This window comes from Alcanivorax sp. (genome assembly GCF_040119285.1).
In the GTDB taxonomy this organism is placed as follows: domain Bacteria; phylum Pseudomonadota; class Gammaproteobacteria; order Pseudomonadales; family Alcanivoracaceae; genus Alcanivorax.
This window is the reverse complement of the sequence record NZ_JBEDTY010000015.1, coordinates 1-23,988: the sequence shown is the minus strand read 5'-3', so window position 1 is coordinate 23,988 and position 23,988 is coordinate 1. Positions and strand designations below refer to the sequence as shown.

Here is a 23,988-nt window from a genome sequence, read left to right as displayed (position 1 = left end):
ATTAATGGTTCTCCGTAGGCGTGAAGGTGGAAAACGCCGCTTGCTGAATCGCCGTGGACACGCTGATTTTCTGTTTGATGCCAGACAGATGTTGATCGTCCAGTGTCTCCTCCGCCAGCAATCGTTGGGCGGTTTCTTCCAGCAACGATTGATTGAGTACGAGAATATCCGTCGCCAGGGCAAAAGCGTCATTCAACAGTTGGCTGACGGCTGCCGATACCCGCTGTGCCATATCGGGGCCGAAACGCAGGCTGGAATCAGTGATGGATGGATCGAGAAACGGCGATTTTGGCGTATCAATGGACAGCATGCCGATCTCGTCCGACATGCCATACTGGGTCACCATGGCTCGGGCAATATCCGTGGCTTTCACCAAATCGTCGGCGGCGCCGGTGGTCACTTCGTCGAAGATCAGTTGCTCCGCCGCTCTCCCCGCCAACAGCACGGCGATACGATTCTGCAAATCTTTTTTGCTCATTAAATAGCGATCTTCCGAGGGGCGCTGGATGGTGTAGCCAAGCGCTCCCACACCACGGGGGATTATGGAGACTTTTTGAATCGGCTGTTCCGGGCTGAGCGCCATGCCCACCAGGGCATGACCCATTTCGTGATGCGCGACGACGGCCTTTTCCTGTGGATTGATCAGTTTGTTTTTCTTCTCCAAGCCAGCAATGATGCGCTCGATGGCATTGACAAAATCCTCCATGGAGACACTGTCGGCACCGCGCCGGGTGGCGAGCAGCGCCGCTTCATTAACCAGGTTCGCCAGGTCCGCGCCACTGAATCCGGTGGTTAGCGACGCAACTGCTTCTATGCTGACCGTATCATCGGCCTGTATCTTTACCATATGGACGCGAAGTATCTGTCCACGGCCGACTTTATCCGGGCGGTCGACCAATACCTGACGGTCAAAGCGGCCAGCGCGTAGTAAGGCCGGGTCGAGGATTTCGGGCCGGTTGGTGGCTGCGAGAATGATCACGCCTTCAGAGGGATTAAAACCATCCAGTTCGCTGAGTAACTGATTCAGGGTTTGTTCACGCTCATCGTGGCCCCCGGACATGGGGCCTACACCGCGCACACGACCCAAGGCATCCAGTTCGTCGATAAAAATAATGGCGGGGGCATGTTGCTTGGCCTGTTCAAACAGATCCCGCACTCTGGCGGCACCAACACCGACAAACATTTCGATAAATTCCGAGCCGCTAATGGAAAAGAACGCCACTCCGGCCTCCCCCGCCACGGCGCGGGCGATCAGTGTTTTACCGGTACCCGGCGGGCCAACCAGTAATACCCCCTTGGGAATATGGGCACCCAATCGGCTATATCTCCCCGGTTCTTTTAAGAACTGCACCACTTCCACCAATTCTTCCTTGGCCTCATCCACCCCAGCCACGTCATCAAACGTGACGCCCGTATCTTTCTCAACCAACACCTTGGCTTTGCTCTTACCGATATTCATCATGCCGCCCATGCCCTGCTTGTCGGCAAATTTACGGAACATCAAAAACCACACCAGGAAAAACACCAGTGCCGGAGCGATCCAGCCGATTAATGTGGCAAGCGGCCCACCGGAGACAACACCCTTGTAGTCCACGTTATAGGGGGCGAGTTTTTCCGCCAGGTCGATATCGACCCGGGGTGTAACGAAGTGGTCTTTGCCCTCAATCGGCTCCTTGAAGCTGCCGCGAATGGTTTGCTGATCAACCACCAGGTCTTTTAACCAGCCCTGTTGCAGGTAGCGCTCAAACTCGCTGTAACTCAGTTGAGCCTGACTAGCTGTGTGTCCCCAGAAGCTCTGAAACAGCACAACCCCCCACAGCGCCACAAACAGGTAGACCAGATTCAATTGCTGCTTTTTATTCATTGCATTTTCCTCAGTGACAACCACCGTCCTTGGTCAGGTGTGCAAGGTTGTCGAGTTCACACTCCTCGCTGTAATGAATCAGTCCCCGTTTAACCTGATCCAACACACCTTTGCGAAACCCAACTGCCGCTTTCTCGATGGCTTTTTCAATATCCTCCAGAGAGACTTGAATGAGGTCGTAAGTCACGTACAAGTCTTCACCTTCAAACACAATTGCTTCAACACCCATCAGCATCTGCAGTGAGGCTTCCAGTTCTGCTTTAAGGGGATCGCTGATGGCTTCGCAAAATCGAATGCGACGCTTCTTTAACACCACCTGGTCTTTCTGCTTGGGTGACTTGCCATGTTGGGGGTCACCCACAAACAGATGTGGATGGGACTTAAATCGCTCCAGACACTGGGTCGAACAAAAATAGTGATCAACGCCCTGATAGTTCACCAACAGTGATCGGTTGATTTTTGTCATATAACAAACAGGGCAGTGAATCGTGAATTCCAGTTTGTTCATCAAAACCTCCTCAGGGTTGCTGGCCCACGCCATTCAACAACTGGTACAACTCGCTTTCGGTGGTTAATACCAGCGTGGTGGAAGGATCAATCACCTGCTTGTAGGTTTCCAATGTCTTCACAAGGTCATACAGTTCACGTGACGACTTGGTTTGGTTGTAGGCCGCCGCATAGATTTCTGTGGCTTTGGCATCGGCCACACCTTGAATAGATTGAATTTTTCGGTACGCTTCGGACTCAATACGCTGCAGGTCTTTTTCCTTGTTGCCGATAATTTTGGCGGCCTCACCGGCACCTTCGGAACGAAACCGCTCAGCAATCTGCTGGCGTTCACTGATCATTCTGGCGTAGATTTTCTGCCGGACGCTTTCGTTATAGTTAATCCGCTTAAACCGGATATCGAGCAACTCAATACCGAATTCCGCCAGTTTTACGGACGCGGCGGAAAAAATATCCTCTTCAATTTGCCGCCTGCCGCGCTTAATCGGTAGCAATTTTCCAACGTCCGCTTCTGCCAGCAGGGGATCAACAGCAGGCGTTCTGTCTTTGGTGGTTCGGACAATTTCAATCAATTCGTGTTTGGCGACGGCATTGCGGGTTTCACTGCCGAGAATATCCTCCAGCCGGGACTGGGCACTGCGCTCGTCCCGTAACCGCAGGAAGTACTGCAGCGGATCTTTGATGCGCCAGCGGCCGAAGGTATCAACCGTGATATAAAGCTTGTCCTTGGTCGGCATATCGTTGGCGGAACCATCCCAAAGCAATATCCGTTTTTCGATACGATTGACTTTCTGGATAAAGGGAATCTTTAATTTCAGGCCGGCTTCATTAACAATTCCGCCCACGGGTTTACCGAACTGCGTCATGATCACCTGCTCGGTTTCGTTCACGGTATAGAACGCTTCATAGGCAACGATCAGTAGCGGAAATAATACCGCCAGCGCGATGTAGATGAATCTGTTCATCGGGGTTCTCCTTGCATGGCGTTGAGTTGCAGCAACGGCAAAACGGACGCTGCTTTATCGTCGAGCACAATTTTGTTTTTCACGACTGGCAATACCTCCTGCAGGGTTTCCAGGTAGAGTCGCCGCTTGGTAACCCCCGGTGCCTTGATATATTCAGCCAGCAGCGCGTTAAATTTGGCCGCGTCCCCTTCCGCCTGATTGACACGCTGGATCGCATACCCTTCCCCTGCCTGGATGGAGCGTTCCGCCGTACCCCTGGCTTGGGGTACGGCCTTGTTGTACTCGCCGCGGGCTACATTAATCATGCGCTCACGTTCCTGCTGCGCTTCGTTGACTTCATCAAAGGAAGCCTTTACCGGTTTCGGCGGATTGACGTTCTTGAGCTGCACCTGATCTATGCGCAAGCCCATTTCATAGAGGTTAACCACCTCCTGCATCTTGGTCTGGGCATTGGCCTCAATGTCCTGACGACCGATGGTCAACACTTCATCTACCGTACGATCACCGACAACTTCGCGCATCACCGATTCGGAAATGTCCCGCAGGGCATCCCCCGGATCGCGCACTTTGAATAGGAAGTCGAAGGCGTTCTCAATGCGAAACTGAATCACCCACTCCACCAGCGCCGCATTCAAGTCTCCGGTAACGATGGTGGTTTCCAGCTCCCATTCCCTGGGATCGGACATCTGTCGCGTAAACGTCGCGCCGGGTGTACCGAAGCCAAATTCTTCTTTGAGCTGACGTTTCACTGGGACCTGAACCACCTGATCAACACCGAAGGGAATTTTGAAATGCAGGCCAGGATCGACGACATAGTGGTAGTGACCAAAGCGCTGTACGACGCCGACGGATTCCGCCGAGACTGTGTAAAAACTGCTGTAGCCCAGATACACCGCGAGCGCGATGACAATACCCAAAGCAATCTGACGCGGTGAAATGGGTATGTCCGGCAATGATTGTTCAAACTTATCGTTCATGGCTGTTTCCTTTTCTTTGATTGCTTAGGTGGCGCGGTTTTGGCTGAATGGCGCTAGCTGGTGGTGGCATCGGAACCGATCTCCAATACGTTGTTTCCCAAGTACTGATGCGGAGGAATAATCAGGTTGGTAGGGGCCGGCACCCCTTTAAATACCCGCCCGGCCAGATCGAACTTGGAGCCGTGACAGGGGCAGAAGAAAAGTGCGTGCTTCACCTCTGCTCTGCCATCCGGCTCATAGTTGGGTACACACCCCAAATGGGTACAAATACCCACCGCCACAAAGATATCGTCCCGGATACTGCGAACGGCATTCCTGGCGTAATCCGGTTGTTGATTAACGTCGGAATCGGGATCTCTTAATTCGCCGCTATGCTCTTCCAGAGCCAGGTTTTTTTAAATTTTCGGCAGTGCGCCGAACGACCCACACAGGTTTTCCCTGCCACGCCCCGGTAATCATGGCACCTGGGTCAATTTTGCTGATATCCACCTGTACCGGAGCTCCGACAGATTTGGCCTTGGCACTGGGATTCCAGGATTGAACAAAGGGCGTGGCGACTCCGACCACACCCGCACCTGCAACAAAGGAGGTGGCTCCTATCAGAAACCGGCGCCGAGGTTCATTCACTTCAGTCATTTCATGCCTCTCCTCTGCCTATTTTCTGCATAACCACTGTGGCAATGGACTGCGCATCAGACTGATTCGCCCGTAATAAACCTGGCGTATCCAAGGTACCGCCTTGATTGCGGTAACCAAAAGCGATACATCGATCAACGCCAAGATCCAAAGGGCGGCAGACACCGAGCAATATTTCCGGTCGCAGGTGCGATACAAAAATGCGCAAACGAATGTCATCGGGAAACAGGTTTATGCGGGTAGCCACATCGCAGACATAAGTCTTCTCATAGGGATCTCGCGGCTGCCGGAAGCGACCCGGTTCTAACAGGTAAGTTATGCGGCATTGAATACCTTGTTTAGATAAAGTGCGTTTTACTTCCTGACAAACGCCTAATTGATAGGCACCTACCGCGACAAGTTGTACCGGTGCACCGTCAGTCTTATCCAACGTCAATGCGCCCTGTTCTGCCAACTGGGCTGCCTGCTTGGGTGTGAATGCTGTAACAACGTCATTTTTGGGAATCGTCATCCCCCAGATTTGACCCTGGGTCTGGTAACAGGCATCGAGGCAGGCGACCGCACTATTGGCATCGGCGGGATACACAACTCTCGTCATATCGCTCATTTCCCCCAGCAACACCTCGCCAAAGGCGGAATCCTGATGGGATTGTTCATTCTTGCCGTTCTCCCATAAGTGCGAGGTGGCAATCACCGGCACCGACAGCCAGCCCGGCGGGCGCCCCAGCGCTTTTTGATGGCGCGCAAAAATGATTTCCTGGCGCAGCGCACCGATCATTTTCATGGCGAAGGCTTCATAGCTCACCACCAGGTTCAGACCGCCTTTGTTTCCCAGCGCCGCATTTACGACCGCCTCTTCATTGAGTGCGGTAATCACCGAGCCGTGAATGGATTCGGCCACACCCTGTTCCGGCTTCAGCACCCGGTGCTTAAGCAGATCAAGCGTCTTGCCCATGCGATTACTGCGCAGCTCATCCGGGTTGCCGATCCGCACCCGCCTATCGGGATTAGCGAGGTGCCATTCACAAAAGCGTGTGTCCACCGCTGCCATCGGGGATGTCGGGTCACCCTCGGTATGCCATTGTGGCTCTGTGGGAGATTGAAGCCTGACGTTGCGCATACACAGGGCATGGTGTTTTTCCGGCACTCGATTATCCGCCTCATGCTGCGCAATTTGTGAGATAGCCAGTTCCAACTCACTTCGTGGAAGAAATAATTTGGCCGCGTGTTCGTTAAATAGGTTGCGGGAGCGTTCATCGCTACCGGGGTTACCCGGTAGCGGTGTGCCATGAGCAGCATTGGTACCGGCGCCGTAGAATCCGTAGCCTTTTTCCGTTTCAGCAATCAGATATGGCAGTTTCACCGGATAGTGCATATGGCCTTCACGGATGTGCGCACTGCAGGCTTCGAGCCGCGCTTCGGATTCAAAAATTCCCCAGATAAACGCCGCCGGATCACGCCCGTCGATGGCGATGGGGTGAAAATCATTCTGTTCCAGGTGCTCGTAGAACCAGGACAAACCGCCTTGCTGGTACATGGTGGAGCGCTGGTCAATTCGCCTGCCATTGGCAATCATCACCGGTGTCACCAGCCCGCAATCCTCGGCGCGCCACCAGCGGCTGGCCCAGTCGCTACCGCGCTGTTCTTCAAAAGCACCGTCACTTAGAAATGCCACTAGCCGTTCCCCGGGCAGCGGCATATGCACATATTGCAGTTCGGCAAAACCCAGATAGCCGCCTTCAATCATTCCACCAGCGGTGTGCGGATTTACATGGCTACCCAGAGGAACGCCGGGGCGACCATCATCCGTTATGGCGTAGCTGTAAAAATCCTGCGCTAGCTGTGTCAGCCCCTCTTCACTCAACGGATAGCGTTCAGACTGCTCCGGATAGAGGTTTTGCAACAGCGCGTTGACCGCATCGATGGCGGCCACACAGTGCCCCTGTCCCATCAACCAACTGCGGGTGATACCGGCCAGGCGATTGGCAGCCATATAGCCCACATAGGCAGGCACCATATTCAGGGAACCGCCGGTATGCCCCTGAGGGTTAGTTTTAAAATCTGATGCCCCGAGTGCGCTGCCTCTGAAATCCACTCTGTTGCTATAGGTCATATGCACCACCAACCACATGGACGCACTGGCCAGGCGATCTGCGGCAGACAATATGTCCAGCACTTCATCGATCTGTTTAAAACGCCCTGTACACAGCAGTTGCTGACAAAGATCGAACACTCTCACCTGCGTTTCATCCCGGTGTTGGATCACGCCATAACCTTTCGACCAGCGCGCAAAGGCAGGATATGTATCACGATATAACTTTGCGCGCTGTTGTGTCCGATGATCGTTTTGTTGATCTATGGCATACATAGAAATTCCTCAATCAGCCAACGACTGAAATTTATTCTCAAAAGACAAGTGGTGTTGTACGGATCGCAACATGGCCGCTGCCTCATCGGCGACCACTACCCAACACTGCACCGGCGATGCCGGTGACGATAAAAGTAGTGGTAAAGGGGAGCGAGCCAGGGGATCTTTTAACGCGATGCCTAAGTGGGAAAGACCGGACAACAAACGACGGCAAATATCGATGTTGTTTTCCGCAATACCGCCGCTAAGAACGACACCGTCCAGCCCGCCCAGAATGGCGAAATACGCGCCCAGTGCTTTCTGGAATCGATAACGGAAAAAATCAAACGCCAGTTGGTGTTGCGGCTGTTTACTCGCAAACAAATCCGCCATGTTATCGATTCCGCCGGACAGACCCCGCCAGCCGGATTCGTGATTTAAAACATGATCAGTCTCTTCCGGCGTCCACCCCTCCTGCCGCTGCAACCAGGTCAGTAATCCGGGATCGATATCACCGCTGCGCGTGCGCATCAACAACCCTTCATTGGGTGTAAACCCCATGGTGGTATCGACCGGTTTGCCATCGCGGATGCCAGCCATGGAACAGCCGCTTCCCAGTTGCGCAGTCACCAGGGTGTAGTGTTCGATATCGGGATTCACTGTCTCCCACTGTTTGACCATGGACTCATGAGCAAAACCGTGAAACCCGTAACGGCGTAATCCATATTTCTCAGTGAGCGCGACGGGCAGTCCATAAATCTGTGACAGCACCGGCAGGTCGCTGAAAAACTCACTATCGAAAACCGCAAAAACGGGAATGGAAAATCGGGTATTCCGAAGCTGCTCAATCAGTTCAATGGCCGCCTTATTGTGCAGTGGCGCCAGTGGTATCAGGGTTTGCAGTTGCCGAAAATTATCGTCGTTGATGGGTATAGGTTTATGATATTCAGAGCCCCCGTGTACGACTCTGATAATCACCGCGCGAACAGCATGATTTGTCAGCACATCGGTCAGCCAAGGGGGCGCGCCAGGATAAGTCTGCGCAGCTGATTGGCCGACACCTGCTTGCCCAATAGCAACAGGCACCGTTGCACCCGCATATTCAAGCGCCGAGACGTTATGCGTGCTCCACTTGATGGATGAACTACCCGGATTCAACACCAACAGAACCGGTTTGTCATAGCGCGGCAAACTGCTCATCAGCTGGATAATCAGTCGGATGACTGCAAGCGGTTATAAATGGCCGCCAGCAACCACCCGGCGATACCCGCTACCACGAACCAGGCCACCAGCCCGATAACGACACCAGTGAGAGTCAAGTGCCAACCCATCTCATTCAGTTGCATATGCACCATTTCTCCGGACATGGACAACATCATGGAAGGCATTAACATCACCAGCAGACTGCAAGCCAGCCACAGTATCGCCGCGGTAATCGCGCTGGCCATCCCGAATTGGAACGCATTAAGTGTCATGATTATTCCTCCGTTTATGGTGGTGTATCTGTGAGAAATTAGTGTCTCTACAAATCCCCGAACCGGTTGGCAGACTGCGCCATACGCATCATTTCGTGCTCCTCCAGCGACCGGAGTGATTCCATCAACTCTTTGGCAGAGGGGATCTCCGCCCTGGAGGCGAGATAGCGATACAGTTCAATCACCTGCTGGTGTTGATCGACTATCACCTCCATGATTTGCGTCGCATCCAGCTCGGCAAAGGGGGCGTCGCAATGCGCATGCCGAACGATGGGGTGCTTTGCCACATATTCGTAACACCAGGTGTTCAGTGCATGCTTGTCGCCTGAGGTTTCAAACCCGCTGACTACCTTGGTCAGTGCCTTCTCATGATCGGACAGATACGCAAGGATCATCCGGGCCCGTTCATCCATATTCTTGTCCGCACAGTGGGATAAACACTGGCTGAGGTGTTGGTGAAATTCCCGAGTCCAGTGCAGCACATCTTTTAAGGTTTCAATTTGCATAACTTTTTCTCCGCTGTGGATTATCTCTTCGATTACAGGCGCAAAATATCGCGATAACCCGCCACATTCACCGCAAACGCGGTGTGCTCCTGCAAGTGCACCCGAAGGGCTTCAAGGGCTTCCGGGTCACCGTGAATCAGTTGAATTCGAGTAGTATCGGTCAGCGCTGACTGCTGTAACCACTGGGTCAGTTCGAGGTAGTCTGCGTGCCCCGACAAACCTGAGATGACTTTGACAGTGGCTCTCAACGGTACCCAGCCTCCGTGGATTTTCACCGCATCAACACCCTCCAGCATTTTTGCGCCGCGAGTGCCGCCCGCCTGATAACCGGTAAACAGTACCGTGGTTTTAGAACTGCCTAACAGGCGTTTGAAGTGGTGGAGAATACGACCTCCGGTAGCCATGCCGCTGCCAGCGATAACAATATGGGGGAAAGCCTGTCCGGCAATCGCCTTCGATTCGTCCACCGTGCGGGTATAGGTCACGCCATCGCATAGGCGGTAGCATTGCTCGTGACTCAACCGGTGCTGATCACTGAACTGGCAGAAAATATCCGATACTTTGATCGCCATGGGGCTGTCGAGATAGATGGGCATTTTGGGGATATCGCCCTGATCCATCAGGGTCGCCAACAGATGTTGCAAGGCCTGCGCCCGCCCTACCGCAAAGGCCGGGACTAGCAGCACGCCGCCGCTTTTGGCGACACGGTTAACAATTTCCGCCAACTGCTGAAACGGATCTTGGGTGTCGTGCCGGCGGTTGCCGTAGGTGGACTCCATCAACAGCAGATCCAGCTCCGGCAATGGTCGAGGGGGGGTCATCAGCACATCATCGAAGCGACCGACATCACCAGAAAAGCCGATTCGTTTCCCTTCCGCTTCAACGATAATGCTGGCGGCGCCGAGAATATGACCGGCAGGCTGTAAATAAAAACGGATATCCCCGACCTCGATCTGTTCATCAAACTCCACAGACTGAAATAGCCTCATGCTGGCTTCCGCCGTTTGACGGTCGTAAAGCGGCTCAGGGTGCGCGTGCTTGCCCAATTTATGTTTGCTGTAATACTTAGCGTCTTCCTCCTGGATATGGCCGCTGTCGGCCAATAAAATCTGACACAGGGCCTTAGTGGCGTGATGGGTAAACACCGGGCCGCGAAAGCCGCGCTTGTATAGCACCGGGATATAACCGGAGTGATCCAGATGTGCGTGAGTGAGCAGCACCGCATCCAGTTTGTCGATGTCCAGGGGCAAGGTTTGCCAGTTGCGTTCCCGCAGCCACTTGTAGCCCTGGAACAAACCGCAATCGACTAATACGGTTGTCGTTTCAGTTTCCAGCAGAAATTTTGAGCCGGTAACGGTCTCGGTGCCGCCGACAAAGGTAATTTTCATAATGATTTTCCTGGCAATTTAAGCATGCTGATAACGGGCGCAATCAGTTGCGACGTAATATCAATAACATTGGAAGAATGGGGGATGGTATTGGATGTGACCAGTTGGCTCAGGCCTGAGGCCAGTAAGGTTTTATCGGAGTGATCGGCAAATATGCCGTGCACCGCCACGCACTGAATGTTGTCGATACCTTTGGACCGAAGTGTTTTAACGCATTCCAGGATTGTTTGCCCGCTGGAAATAACGTCGTCGATAATCACTGCCGTTCTATCCCTGACTTCGTTGATGTCGGGCAGCATCACTTCGACTTGGCGATCCCCGAAGCGCTGCTTTTCTCCAATCACAAAAGGATGTTGACTAAAGGCAGCAATCTCAGCAACCCATTGCTCGCTTTCGCTGTCGGGCCCTACCAACAGTAGGTTGCTTTGCGTTTTGAGCCAGTGCGCCAATGCCGGAGCCCCTTGCACAACACGACTGGGTATGGAATAGATTTCATCCAGGGAATGATAGCGATGCAAATGTGGATCGACCGTAACCAGCCAATCAGCATGTTGAGAAAGGGACTTGGCAAAAATACGTGAAGTAACCGCTTCCCCATCAACAAAACGGCGATCCTGACGCATATAACTGAGGTAAGGCACCACTAACCCCACTTGCGACGCTCCCAGCTCCCGCAGTGTTTCCAATAAAAACAACAACGGCAGATATTTGGTGTTGGGGTGTGACAGGTCAGCCAGAACAATACAGGCGCGATTTTCTACATCAGATTGAATACGCAGATAGGACTCCCCATCGGGAAACTGCCGAGCGTTAAATTCGCCAGGTTGACCACCAATCGCTTTACTGAGTGACTCAACCAACGGATGATTGTTTAGGGAAAACATCAACGGAGGTTTATTGTTCACTGCCATCGCCTCGCTCATCGTTCCTTCTCGATCATAAAAATTGTCGATTGGCGATAAAAATCCATCGCATATTGTTGCTCTCCGATCGTATCGGAACAGAGCGTAAATAAAGGTTGTCCGACAGTGATCTTGTCGCCGACGCAGGTATGAAGACGTAACCCCGCAGCTGCTGTCGCCGGAGCACCTGCCAGCTTCGCCAGACGCGCGAGTTGACGATTGTCAATAGCGGTAAGTGTGCCCGCTGCTGTGGCCGCTTCGGTATGTTGGTAGCTGGCGTCAGGCAGGGCTTTCATCCCACCCTGCGCGGCCAAAATGCGCTGGAACTGCTGCCAGGCTTTACCTTCATCCAAAATCGCGATTGCTCTTTCCAGCCCTTGTTCATAACGCTCTTGATAAGCAAGTGAAAACAGATGTGCAGCCAGAAACAAGGCTCGCTCCCGAAGATCCTGCGGTGCATTTTCCTCGCACTGCAATACCGCCAGCACATCCCGCGCCTCTTCTACTGGGCCGATACCAAGCCCAACCGGTTGGCTACCATCCGTAATAAGGCAGCGAATTTGAATACCACAGGCAGCTCCCACCTGGGTAAAAAGTGAGGAGAGCCGCTCGGCGTCTTTTTGCGAACGCACCTTAGCGGTAGGGCCAACGGGAATGTCTATCACCGCATGCGTGGAACCAGCAGCGATTTTTTTAGATAAAACCGAGGCGATCAACTGCCCTTCACCATCCAAATCCAGGGCCCGTTCAATGCGAATCAACAAATCGTCGGCAGGACTCAGGTTGACAGCTCCACCCCAAACAAGACAGGCATGGGTTTCAGCCACTACGCGTTGAATCTCATTGAGCTCCAGATTGACGGTAGTCAATGCCTCCATGGTATCCGCAGTACCGGCAGGAGAGGTGATCGCCCGCGACGAGGTTTTAGGGATGGTGAGTCCCACAGCGCTGACAATGGACACCACGAGCGGTGTGGTGCGGTTGCCCGGCAGCCCACCGATGCAGTGTTTATCAAGAACCAGGGCTTCGTCTGGCCAGTTCAGCCGCTTACCACAGGCCACCATGGCCTGGGTGAGACTGATGATTTCATCTACGTCTAAACGGCTACCCGCGCACACACTGAGGAAGCTGGCGATTTCGATATCCGAATAGCGGTGGTCGCCGATGTCCTCGACAATAGCGGTAATCTCTTGATCACTGAGTTTGTGTCCAAAGATTTTTTTGCGCACGGCGGCAAGTGATGTCACTACCGGTGCGTGGTCGACACTAACCGCGGCGCCATCATCGACGTCCAAGCGCTGCATGGCACTTTTAGACAACCCTGCACTCCCGGAACTCAGTACCTGTTCGTCCACCACATTCAGCGTGGCGATAACGCTGTTTTCCCCGTACCGCAGCATGACACGGCTGTTGGCAGTGAAACCTTCAGAGCGGCAGATGTGACAATCACTGCGCATATACACCACCGGTTCCTGGTGGGTGTCGATGCCCATGTCGATCACCTTAAGTGTGTTAATTTGATCCATTAGCATTTCCTGAACAACAAAATTTAGCCATTGCCTTTCTTTCAGTGGCCAGCAGGCTTTCTCCACCACCATTTTTAATGGTGATGTTCATTATCCTGACTCAGGTGCACAACCTGCTTTCGTTTTTTAGATCCCAGAAATAGTTGCTCGCCGATAGCGATTAGCATCATTGTGACAACGGCCACACCCAACACAAATGGGTCTGAATTCAACTTCACCCAAACAAACCCGCTTAGTGCAAGCAAATCTAATATAATCGCAGTGACGGGAACCCAGCTTTTAGCTTTAACATCGTCCAACAAGTAGCGCAGAACACCCCAATGAATGGCGATATCCATCACTAGATAGAAAACGATGCCAAGTGCTGCTATACGGGAAAGATCAAAAAACGCTGTGAGCACAAGACCGAGTACCACGGTGTATACCAATGTATGTTTCTGAATGCTGCCAGGCATACCGAAGTGTCGGTGAGGCACCAACTTCATCTCTGTTAGCATCGCGAGCATCCTGGAGACCGCAAAAACACTGGCAAGAATCCCACCCGCCGTCGCAAGCATGGCAATCGCAACAGTGAACCACACGCCATACTCACCGAGTGCGGGTCGAGCGGCTGCAGCCAGGGAATAATCACGGGTTTCGATAATCTCACTGAGTGAGAGGTTGCTGGCCACCGCAAAACCAACCAATGTATAGATGACGACACAGGCAGCAATCGAAATAACAATGGCGCGACCAACATTGCGGTGTGGATCGATCACCTCGGAACCACTATTGGTAATGGTGGTAAAGCCTTTGAATGCCAGAATCCCCAGAGCCGTGGCGCCGAGAAAATTACTGGTTGAACCGGTCTCGCTTACCTGGTCAAAGTCCACCGCCAGGCCATCAGCCAACCAGATTCCGACGAGGCCAATAATCAGAATGCCGCCAATTTTCAGTAGACCGATGAATCCTGCAACTCCTTGAATCAGCCGATTACCCAGCAGGTTCACAATGAACGCCGCCAAGATTAGGGAGACGCCGAGTATAGGCGTCATTTGTCCTGATGGGTCACCGCCAAACAATTGCATGGTGTAGGAACCGAACGTACGCGCGAGAAAGCTCTGAGCGATGACCATCGAAAAATACATAAGTAGTGCATTAAATGCAGTGGGCAACCGATCGCCATAGGCCTTATGCAGATACATTCCAATACCCCCTGCTGATGGGTAGGCATTGGATATTTTGATGTAAGAGTAAGCGCTGAAACCAACGATGATTGCGGCCGAGAGAAATGCCAATGGGAACAATGCACCAGTCATCTCTGCCATTTGACCGGTTAGCGCGAATATTCCCGCCCCGATCATCACCCCAGTCCCGAGCATCACCGTACCTGATAGAGTGAGGCTACCTTCGTCGTAATGTGTCGAACGATCGTCTTTTTCCTTCATTCAGGACTCCTAAAAATAATGGTTAATCCCCTTTCTGGGCTTTCGGTGCAAGGTATGCAGGCTGCTTAACTGCAATTCTCTATTTATCGACATTCACCATGGAGGTATACACTAGCGCTTGCGGCCAGCGCCCGGGGGTATTTGATGACAGCTCCACGGTTCGTGACTGGCGTTGTTTTTAACATTCTGATCGACAAATTTGTAATAACCTTCTTTAAAATGCGTCCACCAATCATGGCTTACTTCGACGCCATGCTTTTTCAACACATCTTCGATACCATCCAGACAAATCCTGGAGGCGTCATAAGCAAGATTCAGCACATGACTTTTTTCATCAAAGGAAATGGCGTCGAGCCCGTAAAGCTGATCGACTTCAGCAACCACTGCTTGCAGGTTGTTCTGATCGGCAGGTTCCAGTTTTAAATGGCGTACCACAAGATTGATTTCTGATACGCCCAGCCGATGCTCTTTTTTGCTCATTTTCGATTTCCTCTAATGAGGCGGCATCTTGTTGCAACAATGCGCTTCATGCCTGGCGTTATCCTTGATATTTTCATCCGTCTGTCGCTGCCAACTAAGCCTTGTACGGTTCCACCAACTATCTTTAATAACCGCGCCATGTTTTTCGACAATGGCGATCATTTCATCGATATTGTGGTGAGAGGCGTCATAGGCGATTTTGAGAGTACCTTTCGTCATGTTCAGCCAAACACGGTCAACACAAGGAAGTCCATCCAACTCCGCTGTGATAGCATGCGCGTTACTTTCATTCACCCCGCGCAAACTTAAGCTGTGCTTGGTTAGAAAACCCGGATTGATACCCAGTCGATGCTCTGCCACCACTTTCTCCAAATTATCGATTACTAACGATCAATAGTCCGCTTTGCTTATTTCTTAATGTGTTTAGGACGACTCTTGCGAGCTTCGACCATGTTGTCCATCATCTGCCCCATCATCATCTGCATCATCCCCATACGCTCTTCCATCATTTTCATGCGCTCTTCGGTAGAGCTGGATGCCATGTCGCCTTCACCCTGATTTAGCGTCATCATGCATTGCTGCATCTCTTTCATATGTGCTTCGATGAGTTCATCCCGTTTGCCTTGGTCTGCTTCCTTTTTCAGCTGACCCATCAGGCGCTCCATGGATTTTTTGTGTTCTTGCATCATTGGCATCATTCGCTCATGGCTCATCATCATGCTGCCTTGCTTACCCTGTGTGTTCGGGTCACCGTCATGTTGATGCTCACCTTCGGCGAAGACTGGAGATGCCAATAATGCGGAAATAGCGAGTGCTGACATTAAATTTTTCATTGTTTTATCCTCAGACAGTTTCAGGTTCATTGATTTTAAATTTCGGAATCCACGCTGGCGTAGATTCCATATAATGGCGATATATTTCGCCAAATTCTTCCAGCGCCATCCGCTCCTCTCGCTTAGCGAGTCGCACGTAGACCACTACCAGTATCGGGAACATCACGAGCGTTGGAATGGTCGGCCACTGCAACAGGAAGCCGAACATAATCAAAATAAAAGCAATGTATTGAGGATGACGGCAGCGCGCATACCAGCCGGTAGTGGCCAGGGAGTGGGCTTGCTGCGCCTTGTGCAGTACATTCCAAGCCGAAGCAAGCAGGAAGAAACCCAGTATAATCAGGATATTGCTGGCAATGTGCAGTGGATCAAAATGGGGATTGCCTTCAAAACCAAGTAAAGTGTGCAACAGATGGCCGTTTTCGTGGGACAGAAAGTCGATGCCCGGATACTTTTCTGCCAGCCAGCCAGAGAGGAAATAGATGGTTAACGGAAAGCCATACATCTCGGTAAACAAGGCAATAACAAACGCCGAGAAAGCGCCAAAGCTGCGCCAATCAGTTTTGGTTTGCGGCTTGGTAAAGCTGAAGGCAAAGAAAATAAATATCGCCGAATTGAGTATCACCAGCATCCAGAGGCCGTAAGCAGATTCACCGTGCATGCTTCTTCTCCTGTAATGTATTGGGTTAATGGTGATGACGGTTTTCGTTTTCCCGACGGCCTTCCTCCAGCCCCCGCTGATAGGCATCCTGATCGGATTCATCCTCGTGCTTGCCATGGTCACCGTGACCGCCATGCCCCCCATGTCCGCCATGCATAAACAAATGCATAAACGGACAGGCTAAGAGAATCAAGAAAGGCAAAAACTGCCAGACGTGTTGCCGATGCTCGATCAATAGGAAATAGCTTGCCGCTGCAATTAAACCCAGGGCGGCCAAGCCTTTGGGGGTCAACCAGAATGATGATTTTTTGGTTGCCATGTCACACCTCACCTGTGTAATTGAAAATCGTTGTCTGTTGCACTGCGTTTATCGTGTATCCACAGCAGATCGTTGACTGGCACGATGCAGACCAGCCCTTCGCTATCGGCATTAACATGCGCCGCATCCACAATCAGCTGCGCAATTTCCCTCGCCTGCTCAGCCTTGGCATAAATCTCCATTTGAATATGCTTGATCAAGTGGTTTTCGTTAAAACTGTCGAAGTAATAGCCCCGGCCACTAACCGTGGTGTAAGGTGAAGCCCTTCACTCCGTGTCGTATCAAGGTTTCTTCCACCTCTTTCAGGCGAAACTCATCAAAAATGGCCGTAACTTTATTGATGTTCATTTGCTCCTCCTGCTTATTTCACCATGATAAGTCCACGGTACATCTGCATCTGGCAATGAAACGCGTATTCACCTGCTGCCAACGCGGGTAACTGAATGGTTTTCAATTTATTCAATGGCAGGGTGTCGCTGATTTGCAGTTCGGGGATCAGTAAAGTCTCAGAACAGGGTGATTGATCTTTGCGGATAAATTTGATTTCGACAGGTTCTCCGGTCGGCACTTTAATCCGCGAAGGAGAATAGGTGCCATTTTCAACAGTAATCACCAAATCGCTTTCCCCCAGCTCGGCTTCTTTCGGCTTGTAAAGCCAGAACCACCACACAATCAGAGCGATTAACGCCAATCCGGCTATATTGATCAGTAACATGTCGCATTTCTCCTGGTGTTGGACTTAGTGTTCCTGCGCTTTAAACAAACGCAGTCGATTGGCGTTGGTCACAACAGTGAGTGATGAAAACGCCATCGCAGCCCCGGCAATCACCGGGTTCAACAACAAACCCAAGAATGGGTACAACACGCCAGCCGCAAAAGGTACGCCGGCCACGTTGTAAATAAAGGCGCCGAATAAATTCTGTTTGATATTGCGCAAGGTCGCTTTACTCACTGCAATGGCATCGGCCAAACCATGTAACGAACCCCGCATCAGGGTGATGTCGGCACTTTCAATGGCCACATCGGTACCTGTGCCAATGGCGAAGCCGACATTGGCGATGGCCAGGGCTGGCGCGTCGTTGATGCCGTCCCCGGTCATGCCCACCACTTCGCCTTCCATCTGCAGTTCCTGCACTTTTTTGGATTTTTCTTCCGGCAGTACTTCGGCGAAAAATTCCTTGATACCGGCTTTTTCCGCCACCGCTTTGGCTGTGGCGCGGTTATCGCCGGTGAGCATCACCACCCGTATACCGTTATGTTGCAGGCGCTTGATGGCAGCGATGGAGTCTTCCTTAATCGGATCGGCTACTGCGATAATCGCTGCGAGCTTATTATCAACGGCGAAATACATCGGCGTTTTAGCCTCGGCGGCCAGCGCCTGGGCCTTTTCAACAAAATCACCCAGTTCGATAGTGCGCTCGCGCATGAGCTTTTCATTGCCGAACAACAGTGTTTTTCCGTCCACGTCAGCCTGCACACCATGGCCGGCAATGGCGTTAAAATTGGAGACCTTACCCATTTCGATCCCCCTTTCCTGAGCACTTTCAACAATAGCCATCGCTAAAGGATGCTCGGAGCCTGATTCAAGCGTTGCTGCCAATCGCAACACCGCCTGCTCGTCATGTTCACCTGCCACCAATACATCGGTAACCTTCGGCGCGCCCAGGGTGATGGTGCCGGTTTTATCCAGAATCATCGCCGATATCTTCGACGCGGTTTGCAGGGCCTCGCCGTTACGAATCAGCACGCCCGCCTCTGCGGCCTTACCCACACCCACCATCACCGACATCGGCGTGGCCAGACCTAGCGCACAGGGACAGGCGATAATCAATACGGTGGTCGCCGATACAATCGCAAAAGCTACCGCTGGTTCCGGCCCAAAATTCAACCAAGTCAGGGCGCTCGCTACAGCGATAATCATGACCACCGGAACAAAATACGCTGAGATGACATCAGCCAAACGACCAATGGGCGGCTTGGAGTTTTGTGCGCGCTTGACCATATTGATGATTTGCGCCAGCGCCGTGTCTTTACCAACGCGGGTAGCTTTAAACAGAATTGAGCCTGACTTATTGATGGTGCCCGCCGCCACGGTATCCCCAGTGGCTTTTTCAACCGGCATCGGCTCGCCGGTGAGCATGGATTCATCAATCGCGGTATGCCCTTCAACCACCTCTCCATCGACGGGAATTTTTTCGCCGGGACGCACCCGCACCACATCGTTCAGCAGTACCAGTTCGATGGCAATATCGAGTTCTTTATCGTCGCGAATGACCCGTGCTGTTTTTGCCTGTAAACCAATCAGGCGCTTAATGGCCTCCGAGGTACGACCACGGGCTTTCAGTTCCAGTGCAAGGCCAAGATCAATCAAGCCGATAATGATCGCCGTAGCCTCGAAGTATACATGGCGCGCCTGATCGGGAACGGCGTCGGGAAAAAACACCACCACCATGGAATACAACCATGCCGTGCCAGTACCCAAAGCAATCAGCGTATCCATATTGGCAGAGTGATTGAGAAAGGACTTCCAGGCGCCGACAAAAAAGTGCTTGCCGGAAAAATAGAGAACACCAAAAGTCAGAATACCCACGACCAGCCAGGCGATGCGTTCTGTGGTGGTGTTGACGTTGACTTCACCGGTGATCAGCGCATAGGCCATCAAAGGGCCACCCAGTGAGAGAGCAATCCAGGTTTCTTTCATCAAGCGCTTGTAATAAACCTGATCCGCCTTTTCTTTTTCGGCCAATGCATCATCTTCATTCTCAGCAGCCGCAAGCTTGGCGTTATAGCCCGCCTTCTCCACCGCCTTAAGCAAGTCAGACGCGGCTGCATTGCCAATCACGCTGACGGTGCGCTGAGCGAAATTCATTTCCGCGTTCTCCACACCCGGTACCGCCTTCAGAGCTGATTCGATTTTTCCCACACAGCTGGCACAACCAGCACCCTCGATAATCAGTTCCTGGTGCGCCGCGCTATCAACATGATCATGGGGACCAGAACCGTTTTCATGATTATGATGCTGTGTGTTGTTATCGGTATCTTTATGACAACCCGGTTTGCCGGATTCCGTGTTCACTGAACTCATGGGATCACTCCTGAATTATTTGATGACCGCCGCAGGAAAACCCGCCCTATGCAATGCCTCTATCAACGCGTTAGACTCGACCCTGCCAACGACCGAAGCGACACCCGTCGCCAGATCCATACACGCATCGCTTACGCCGGAAACAGCGTGTAGCGTTTGCTCAATGCTTCTTACACAACCACCGCACGTGGCGCCTTGCACCTGTAACCGCTGCAGCGGGATATCGCTATCTGAGCCAACACTGCTCCGAGTGTTAGCTGCAGTGGATGACTTGCTGGCGCAACAGCAGCCGCCCCGGTGATGAGTAGGGCTCTCGAATTTCTGTGTATTCATGGCAAATCCTCTATGTTGATTTACTGGGCAAACTCTTCAATCAGGTGACAGATCATATGGCCAGTCGGCACCTTATCTGGCTTTTGGCTCCACTCAACCACGGCCTGCTGCATGCGTTCCCGCAGTTGCAGAGTCTCCGCGAACCGTTGTTCAGTTTCATTCAGGCGTTGGTCAATCAAGCGGCGTACCGTCGGGCAAGGCGATTTCTTCTTATCCGCGTGGTTCAAAATTTCCTGAATATCCTCAACGGAAAAACCCAGTTGTCGTGCACTCAGCACGAATCGCAAGCGGTTGTAATCCTTTTCTCTGTATTCCCGATACCCATTGGCTTTGTTCTTACCCGGTCTAAGAATCTTGATCCGGGTATAAAATCGCACGGTATCGGCCGTAACTCCTAAACGCCTGGCCATTTCGATAACTTTCATACAGACCTCCTTGCAGCTCAGTCTGACTATTGCAGGATTCAGGTTAACCCCGAAGGTCTGCTCCTTACCTTGATATGAGTCAATCATCAGTTATAAACCTAAGAAAAATTCCCAAGAATTAATCCAGCTTTTTTGTCACCCTACACCTGTGTCTAAGACACAGGTCAAGCAAATTCTAATAACAGGTATCAGGCTTCTCGTATTAACTCTTCCACACTCTTCGATTTGTAGTCTGCTCGCCGCCACCCCGTTAATCCTGACAAGATATCCTTGTACATTGAATCGGCCCGCACACAACTGCCAAGGTGCACCTAGAGTCATCCATTCTCATCGTAGAGAGGCGTTTCTGACCCTAAGATGACCTATGTATTACATTTCTGTAATGTAAGCGGCCGGCAAACACACCTTCCATCGTTTTCCAGAGCCGGTAGCCTTGGTGTCCACTTAACTTTTAGTGGACACCTATCATGGATAGCCAAGGATTACTCCCACCCCCAGTTAAACGTCGCCGCAAGCACAGTCCCTCCTTTAAGAAGACCGTTGTCACCGAGACCTATAAACCGGGCAATTCTGTCGCGGGCGTGGCGCAGCGCTTCAACGTGAACGACAACCTGGTACATAAATGGCGGCGCCAGCTTCGATCTGAGGGCGGCGGCGATTTTGTCCGAGTGCCTGCAGCAGTCAAACCAGAACCCGTATTGGATGACAAGACAATTCGGGTTGAACTGGCGATTGCCACCGGAACTCTTGTGCTGCATTGGCCGATGGATCGGCCTCAAGCTCTGGCTCAGTGGCTCAAGGCCCTGCAGGCATGATCCGCATCGACGAGATCTGGCTGGCGCGGGAGCCACTGGACATGCGTGCCGGCCCGGATACCACGCTGGCTCGCGTGGTACAGAGCTTCGGCGAAGCCCGCCCGCACTGTGCCTATCTGTTTGCCAACAAACGGGCCAACCGGATGAAGGTGCTGGTCCATGACGGCTTTGGTCTGTGGCTGGCGGCCCGGCGACTGTATCGCGGCAAATTCATCTGGAGCGCTTTGCGTGAAGGAAGTGCTGTTGCCTTGGATGAGGAGCAACTTCAGGCGTTGGTAACGGGATTACCCTGGCAGCGCGCCGGTGGCGCGGCCACCATCTCAGTCCTGTAATTCCCCCCAGATTATGGCGCGACCGCGAGCATAGTTGCCGCGTCGCGTCCATTTACGGAATCGTCATCGAACCCTGCGCCGAGTTCTGGCAAAGTTTACGCATGACTCAGCTTCAGCCCACAGACCTTCAGCATCTGACTCCCGAACAGCTTCGGGAATTGGTGGTGCAGCTGCAGGCAAGCAGCTGCAGGCAAATAACGAACAGCTAGAGTCTGCGAACAGTAATCTGGAATCACTTAATACCAGACTCTCCACCCACAACGACAAGCTGACCCACGAGCTGGCCCTGCTTCGCCGCCATCGCTTTGGCAAGCGCAGCGAAGGGATGGGCAAACACCAGTTGGCCTTGCTGGACGCCCTGGTCGAAGAAGACATCGCTGCCATTGAAATGGAGCTGGAGGCGCTCTCACCAACAGCGGCAGAGCAACGCGAGCGCAAGCAAGCCAAACGCCAGCCCCTCCCCCAAGAGCTGCCCCGCAGGGAGATTCACCACGAACCCGTGAGCACGACCTGCGGTTGCGGTTGCACCCTGACCCGGATTGGCGAAGACGTCAGCGAAAAGCTGGACTATCAGCCCGGCACCTTCAGTGTCGAGCGCCATATCCGAGGCAAGTGGTGCTGCCGGGATTGCGACAGCCTGGTACAGGCGCCGGTGGCACCGCATATCATCGACAAAGGCATACCGACCACGAATTTGCTGGCCTAGGTGTTGATCAGCAAGTATGCCGATCACCTGCCGCTGTATCGGCAGGAACAGCGATTTGCCCGCGCCGGTGTCTCCATACCGCGTTCCACACTGGCGGATTGGGTCGGTCGTTGCGGTGTGGAACTCCAGCCATTGGTCGGTGCGCTGCGAGACGTCTTGCTGCAGGAAGCGGTGCTGCATGCGGACGAAACGCCGGTGGCGATGCTGGCACCGGGCAAGAAGTGCACCCACAAAGCCTATGTCTGGGCCTATGCGTCAACCCGCTACTCACCGGTACAAGGTGTGGTTTACGACTTCCAGCCCGGCCGGGCAGGGAAGGCAGCCCGAGACTTCCTGGCGGATTGGCAGGGTAAACTGGTCTGTGACGACTATGGTGGTTACAAAGCCGGCTTTGCCAACGGCATCACCGAAGTCGGATGCTGGGCGCATGCCCGGCGCAAGTTCCACGACCTGCATGTTGCCAACAAAAGCCAGATTGCCGAGCAGGCGCTGGCGTACATCAAAGACCTGTATCTTATTGAGCGGGAACTGACAGCCCTGGCGCCGGAAGAGCGACAGCCTCAACGTCAGGAGCGCTCCAAACCGATCATCGATCACCTTCATCACTGGCTGATCGGAAAACGGCAGCAGGTGCCGGATGGCAGTGCCACAGCAAAAGCCATCAACTACAGCCTGAAGCGCTGGGACGCCCTGACGCGCTATCTTGATGACGGTGCCGTACCCATCGACAACAACTGGGTGGAGAACCAGATCCGTCCCTGGGCGCTGGGCCGTTCGAACTGGTTGTTTGCGGGATCGCTGCGCAGTGGTCAGCGTGCGGCCAATGTCATGACCCTGATCCAGTCGGCGAAGATCAATGGTCTCGATCCTCAGGCTTATCTGAAAGACGTGATGGATAAGCTACCGACGCAGCGTGCTTCAAAAATCAATGAGCTGCTACCGCACAACTGGGTGCCCGATCGCAAGGGGTAATGCCCGGACACTTACTCTGTAATAGCTGTGTAGTCTTGCTGGTAATCCCGTCTACCCACGCTAGACGGAAAACATGGGCTGCTCCCAGCACAAAGCTGGAGAGCCGCCAGTAGGGATTTCAAAGGTTCAGGAACTAGATCCCGCAAAGGCGAAACCATTCAAGAAGCAGGTATCGCAGGTTGTCCTGCCGATACCGGCGGCGCTCCGTAGGGCTTCTTCGCAGTAGCCTGATGGAAACATCTTTAGTACCAACGCGAACAATATCTGCTGTATGAAAGAGCCAATGGCTTTCGGCCACACCTTGTTGGCAGCTAAACCGCAGCGGCTCATCTGCTTTACAGGGTTGAACAACACTATGTCAGCCATAGCCCCCTGGACCAATGTAGTGGTCTAATGAATCCGGACACCAACGTAGGGTGGTAAAATCACCACCTTAAGCGAGGTGTCATATGACCAGAAAACGACGATCCTTTACACCTGAATTCAAGCAGGAAGCCGCCAGCTTGG

The 23,988-nt window shown here is 52.7% G+C and carries 24 protein-coding genes and 2 pseudogenes; 3 read left to right on the top strand and 23 right to left on the bottom strand.

Annotated features, from left to right (window positions below; translation table 11 throughout):
• Nucleotide 1: 1 nt before the first annotated feature.
• The 23 genes and pseudogenes from ftsH to ABNH10_RS04610 form a co-directional block, all read right to left on the bottom strand.
• A complete protein-coding gene (ftsH, locus tag ABNH10_RS04725) occupies nt 2-1,864 on the bottom strand; it encodes an ATP-dependent zinc metalloprotease FtsH (RefSeq protein WP_288368212.1) in 1,863 nt (620 codons plus the stop codon).
• Nucleotides 1,865-1,874: 10 nt separating this feature from the next.
• Nucleotides 1,875-2,372 carry a YHS domain-containing protein gene (locus tag ABNH10_RS04720; RefSeq protein ID WP_051229969.1) on the bottom strand — a complete coding sequence of 166 codons (498 nt, stop codon included), beginning with the start codon at nt 2,370-2,372 and terminating at the stop codon, nt 1,875-1,877.
• A gap of 10 nt (nt 2,373-2,382) precedes the next feature.
• Nucleotides 2,383-3,336, bottom strand: coding sequence for a protease modulator HflC (gene hflC, locus ABNH10_RS04715; RefSeq protein WP_027948901.1), 954 nt, complete (start codon nt 3,334-3,336; stop codon nt 2,383-2,385).
• Nucleotides 3,333-4,313 carry an FtsH protease activity modulator HflK gene (gene hflK, locus ABNH10_RS04710; RefSeq protein WP_035230284.1) on the bottom strand — a complete coding sequence of 327 codons (981 nt, stop codon included), beginning with the start codon at nt 4,311-4,313 and terminating at the stop codon, nt 3,333-3,335. Before hflK ends, hflC begins: the two co-directional genes overlap by 4 nt.
• A gap of 53 nt (nt 4,314-4,366) precedes the next feature.
• Nucleotides 4,367-4,949: pseudogene (petA, locus tag ABNH10_RS16255) on the bottom strand (ubiquinol-cytochrome c reductase iron-sulfur subunit).
• A 1-nt stretch (nt 4,950) separates the two neighbouring features.
• Nucleotides 4,951-7,215, bottom strand: a complete 2,265-nt coding sequence (locus ABNH10_RS04695) for a phosphoketolase family protein (RefSeq protein ID WP_288368213.1) — start codon at nt 7,213-7,215, stop codon at nt 4,951-4,953.
• Nucleotides 7,216-7,326: 111 nt separating this feature from the next.
• Nucleotides 7,327-8,496 carry an acetate/propionate family kinase gene (locus ABNH10_RS04690; RefSeq protein WP_288368214.1) on the bottom strand — a complete coding sequence of 390 codons (1,170 nt, stop codon included), beginning with the start codon at nt 8,494-8,496 and terminating at the stop codon, nt 7,327-7,329.
• Between the two features lie 11 nt (nt 8,497-8,507).
• Nucleotides 8,508-8,771, bottom strand: a complete 264-nt coding sequence (locus ABNH10_RS04685) for a DUF5676 family membrane protein (RefSeq protein ID WP_288368215.1) — start codon at nt 8,769-8,771, stop codon at nt 8,508-8,510.
• A 47-nt stretch (nt 8,772-8,818) separates the two neighbouring features.
• Entirely contained in the window at nt 8,819-9,277 is a 459-nt protein-coding gene (locus tag ABNH10_RS04680; protein ID WP_288368216.1) for an ATPase, read from the bottom strand.
• Nucleotides 9,278-9,309: 32 nt separating this feature from the next.
• A complete protein-coding gene (locus ABNH10_RS04675; RefSeq protein WP_288368217.1) occupies nt 9,310-10,665 on the bottom strand; it encodes an MBL fold metallo-hydrolase in 1,356 nt (451 codons plus the stop codon).
• Nucleotides 10,662-11,588, bottom strand: a complete 927-nt coding sequence (locus ABNH10_RS04670; RefSeq protein WP_288368218.1) for a ribose-phosphate diphosphokinase — start codon at nt 11,586-11,588, stop codon at nt 10,662-10,664. The genes ABNH10_RS04675 and ABNH10_RS04670 overlap by 4 nt, the downstream gene beginning before the upstream one ends.
• Nucleotides 11,585-13,093, bottom strand: coding sequence for a thymidine phosphorylase family protein (locus ABNH10_RS04665; protein WP_349384937.1), 1,509 nt, complete (start codon nt 13,091-13,093; stop codon nt 11,585-11,587). The genes ABNH10_RS04670 and ABNH10_RS04665 overlap by 4 nt, the downstream gene beginning before the upstream one ends.
• Before the next feature lie 74 nt (nt 13,094-13,167).
• The gene (locus tag ABNH10_RS04660) at nt 13,168-14,520 is read right to left on the bottom strand and encodes an APC family permease (protein WP_272991563.1); all 1,353 of its coding nucleotides are present in this window, start codon (nt 14,518-14,520) and stop codon (nt 13,168-13,170) included.
• A 111-nt stretch (nt 14,521-14,631) separates the two neighbouring features.
• Nucleotides 14,632-15,000 (bottom strand): hypothetical protein, encoded by a 369-nt coding sequence (locus ABNH10_RS04655; RefSeq protein ID WP_027948911.1) that lies wholly within the window; start codon nt 14,998-15,000, stop codon nt 14,632-14,634.
• Nucleotides 15,001-15,012: 12 nt separating this feature from the next.
• Complete coding sequence (locus ABNH10_RS04650) at nt 15,013-15,360, bottom strand: hypothetical protein (protein WP_068812743.1); 348 nt, start codon at nt 15,358-15,360, stop codon at nt 15,013-15,015.
• Between the two features lie 47 nt (nt 15,361-15,407).
• The gene (locus ABNH10_RS04645) at nt 15,408-15,833 is read right to left on the bottom strand and encodes a hypothetical protein (protein ID WP_068812742.1); all 426 of its coding nucleotides are present in this window, start codon (nt 15,831-15,833) and stop codon (nt 15,408-15,410) included.
• Nucleotides 15,834-15,843: 10 nt separating this feature from the next.
• A complete protein-coding gene (locus tag ABNH10_RS04640) occupies nt 15,844-16,494 on the bottom strand; it encodes a methyltransferase family protein (protein WP_288368219.1) in 651 nt (216 codons plus the stop codon).
• 25 nt (nt 16,495-16,519) lie between these two features.
• On the bottom strand, nt 16,520-16,813 hold the full coding sequence (locus ABNH10_RS04635; RefSeq protein WP_035230291.1) for a DUF2933 domain-containing protein: 294 nt from the start codon (nt 16,811-16,813) through the stop codon (nt 16,520-16,522).
• Between the two features lie 8 nt (nt 16,814-16,821).
• Nucleotides 16,822-17,013 carry a hypothetical protein gene (locus tag ABNH10_RS04630; protein ID WP_288368220.1) on the bottom strand — a complete coding sequence of 64 codons (192 nt, stop codon included), beginning with the start codon at nt 17,011-17,013 and terminating at the stop codon, nt 16,822-16,824.
• A 161-nt stretch (nt 17,014-17,174) separates the two neighbouring features.
• Nucleotides 17,175-17,528 (bottom strand): cupredoxin domain-containing protein, encoded by a 354-nt coding sequence (locus ABNH10_RS04625; RefSeq protein ID WP_288368221.1) that lies wholly within the window; start codon nt 17,526-17,528, stop codon nt 17,175-17,177.
• A 24-nt stretch (nt 17,529-17,552) separates the two neighbouring features.
• A complete protein-coding gene (locus tag ABNH10_RS04620; protein ID WP_349384936.1) occupies nt 17,553-19,898 on the bottom strand; it encodes a heavy metal translocating P-type ATPase in 2,346 nt (781 codons plus the stop codon).
• Between the two features lie 15 nt (nt 19,899-19,913).
• On the bottom strand, nt 19,914-20,231 hold the full coding sequence (locus ABNH10_RS04615; RefSeq protein ID WP_349384935.1) for a heavy-metal-associated domain-containing protein: 318 nt from the start codon (nt 20,229-20,231) through the stop codon (nt 19,914-19,916).
• Nucleotides 20,232-20,251: 20 nt separating this feature from the next.
• The gene (locus ABNH10_RS04610; protein WP_288368222.1) at nt 20,252-20,656 is read right to left on the bottom strand and encodes a MerR family transcriptional regulator; all 405 of its coding nucleotides are present in this window, start codon (nt 20,654-20,656) and stop codon (nt 20,252-20,254) included.
• A 467-nt stretch (nt 20,657-21,123) separates the two neighbouring features.
• On the opposite strand from ABNH10_RS04610, the gene ABNH10_RS04605 reads away from it, so the two are divergent.
• The 3 genes and pseudogenes from ABNH10_RS04605 (at nt 21,124) to tnpC (ending at nt 23,481) form a co-directional block, all read left to right on the top strand.
• Nucleotides 21,124-21,471 carry a transposase gene (locus ABNH10_RS04605; RefSeq protein WP_288368223.1) on the top strand — a complete coding sequence of 116 codons (348 nt, stop codon included), beginning with the start codon at nt 21,124-21,126 and terminating at the stop codon, nt 21,469-21,471.
• Nucleotides 21,468-21,803 (top strand): IS66 family insertion sequence element accessory protein TnpB, encoded by a 336-nt coding sequence (tnpB, locus tag ABNH10_RS04600; protein WP_288368224.1) that lies wholly within the window; start codon nt 21,468-21,470, stop codon nt 21,801-21,803. Before ABNH10_RS04605 ends, tnpB begins: the two co-directional genes overlap by 4 nt.
• 101 nt (nt 21,804-21,904) lie before the next feature.
• Nucleotides 21,905-23,481, top strand: a pseudogene (tnpC, locus tag ABNH10_RS04595) (IS66 family transposase).
• Nucleotides 23,482-23,988 lie beyond the last annotated feature (507 nt).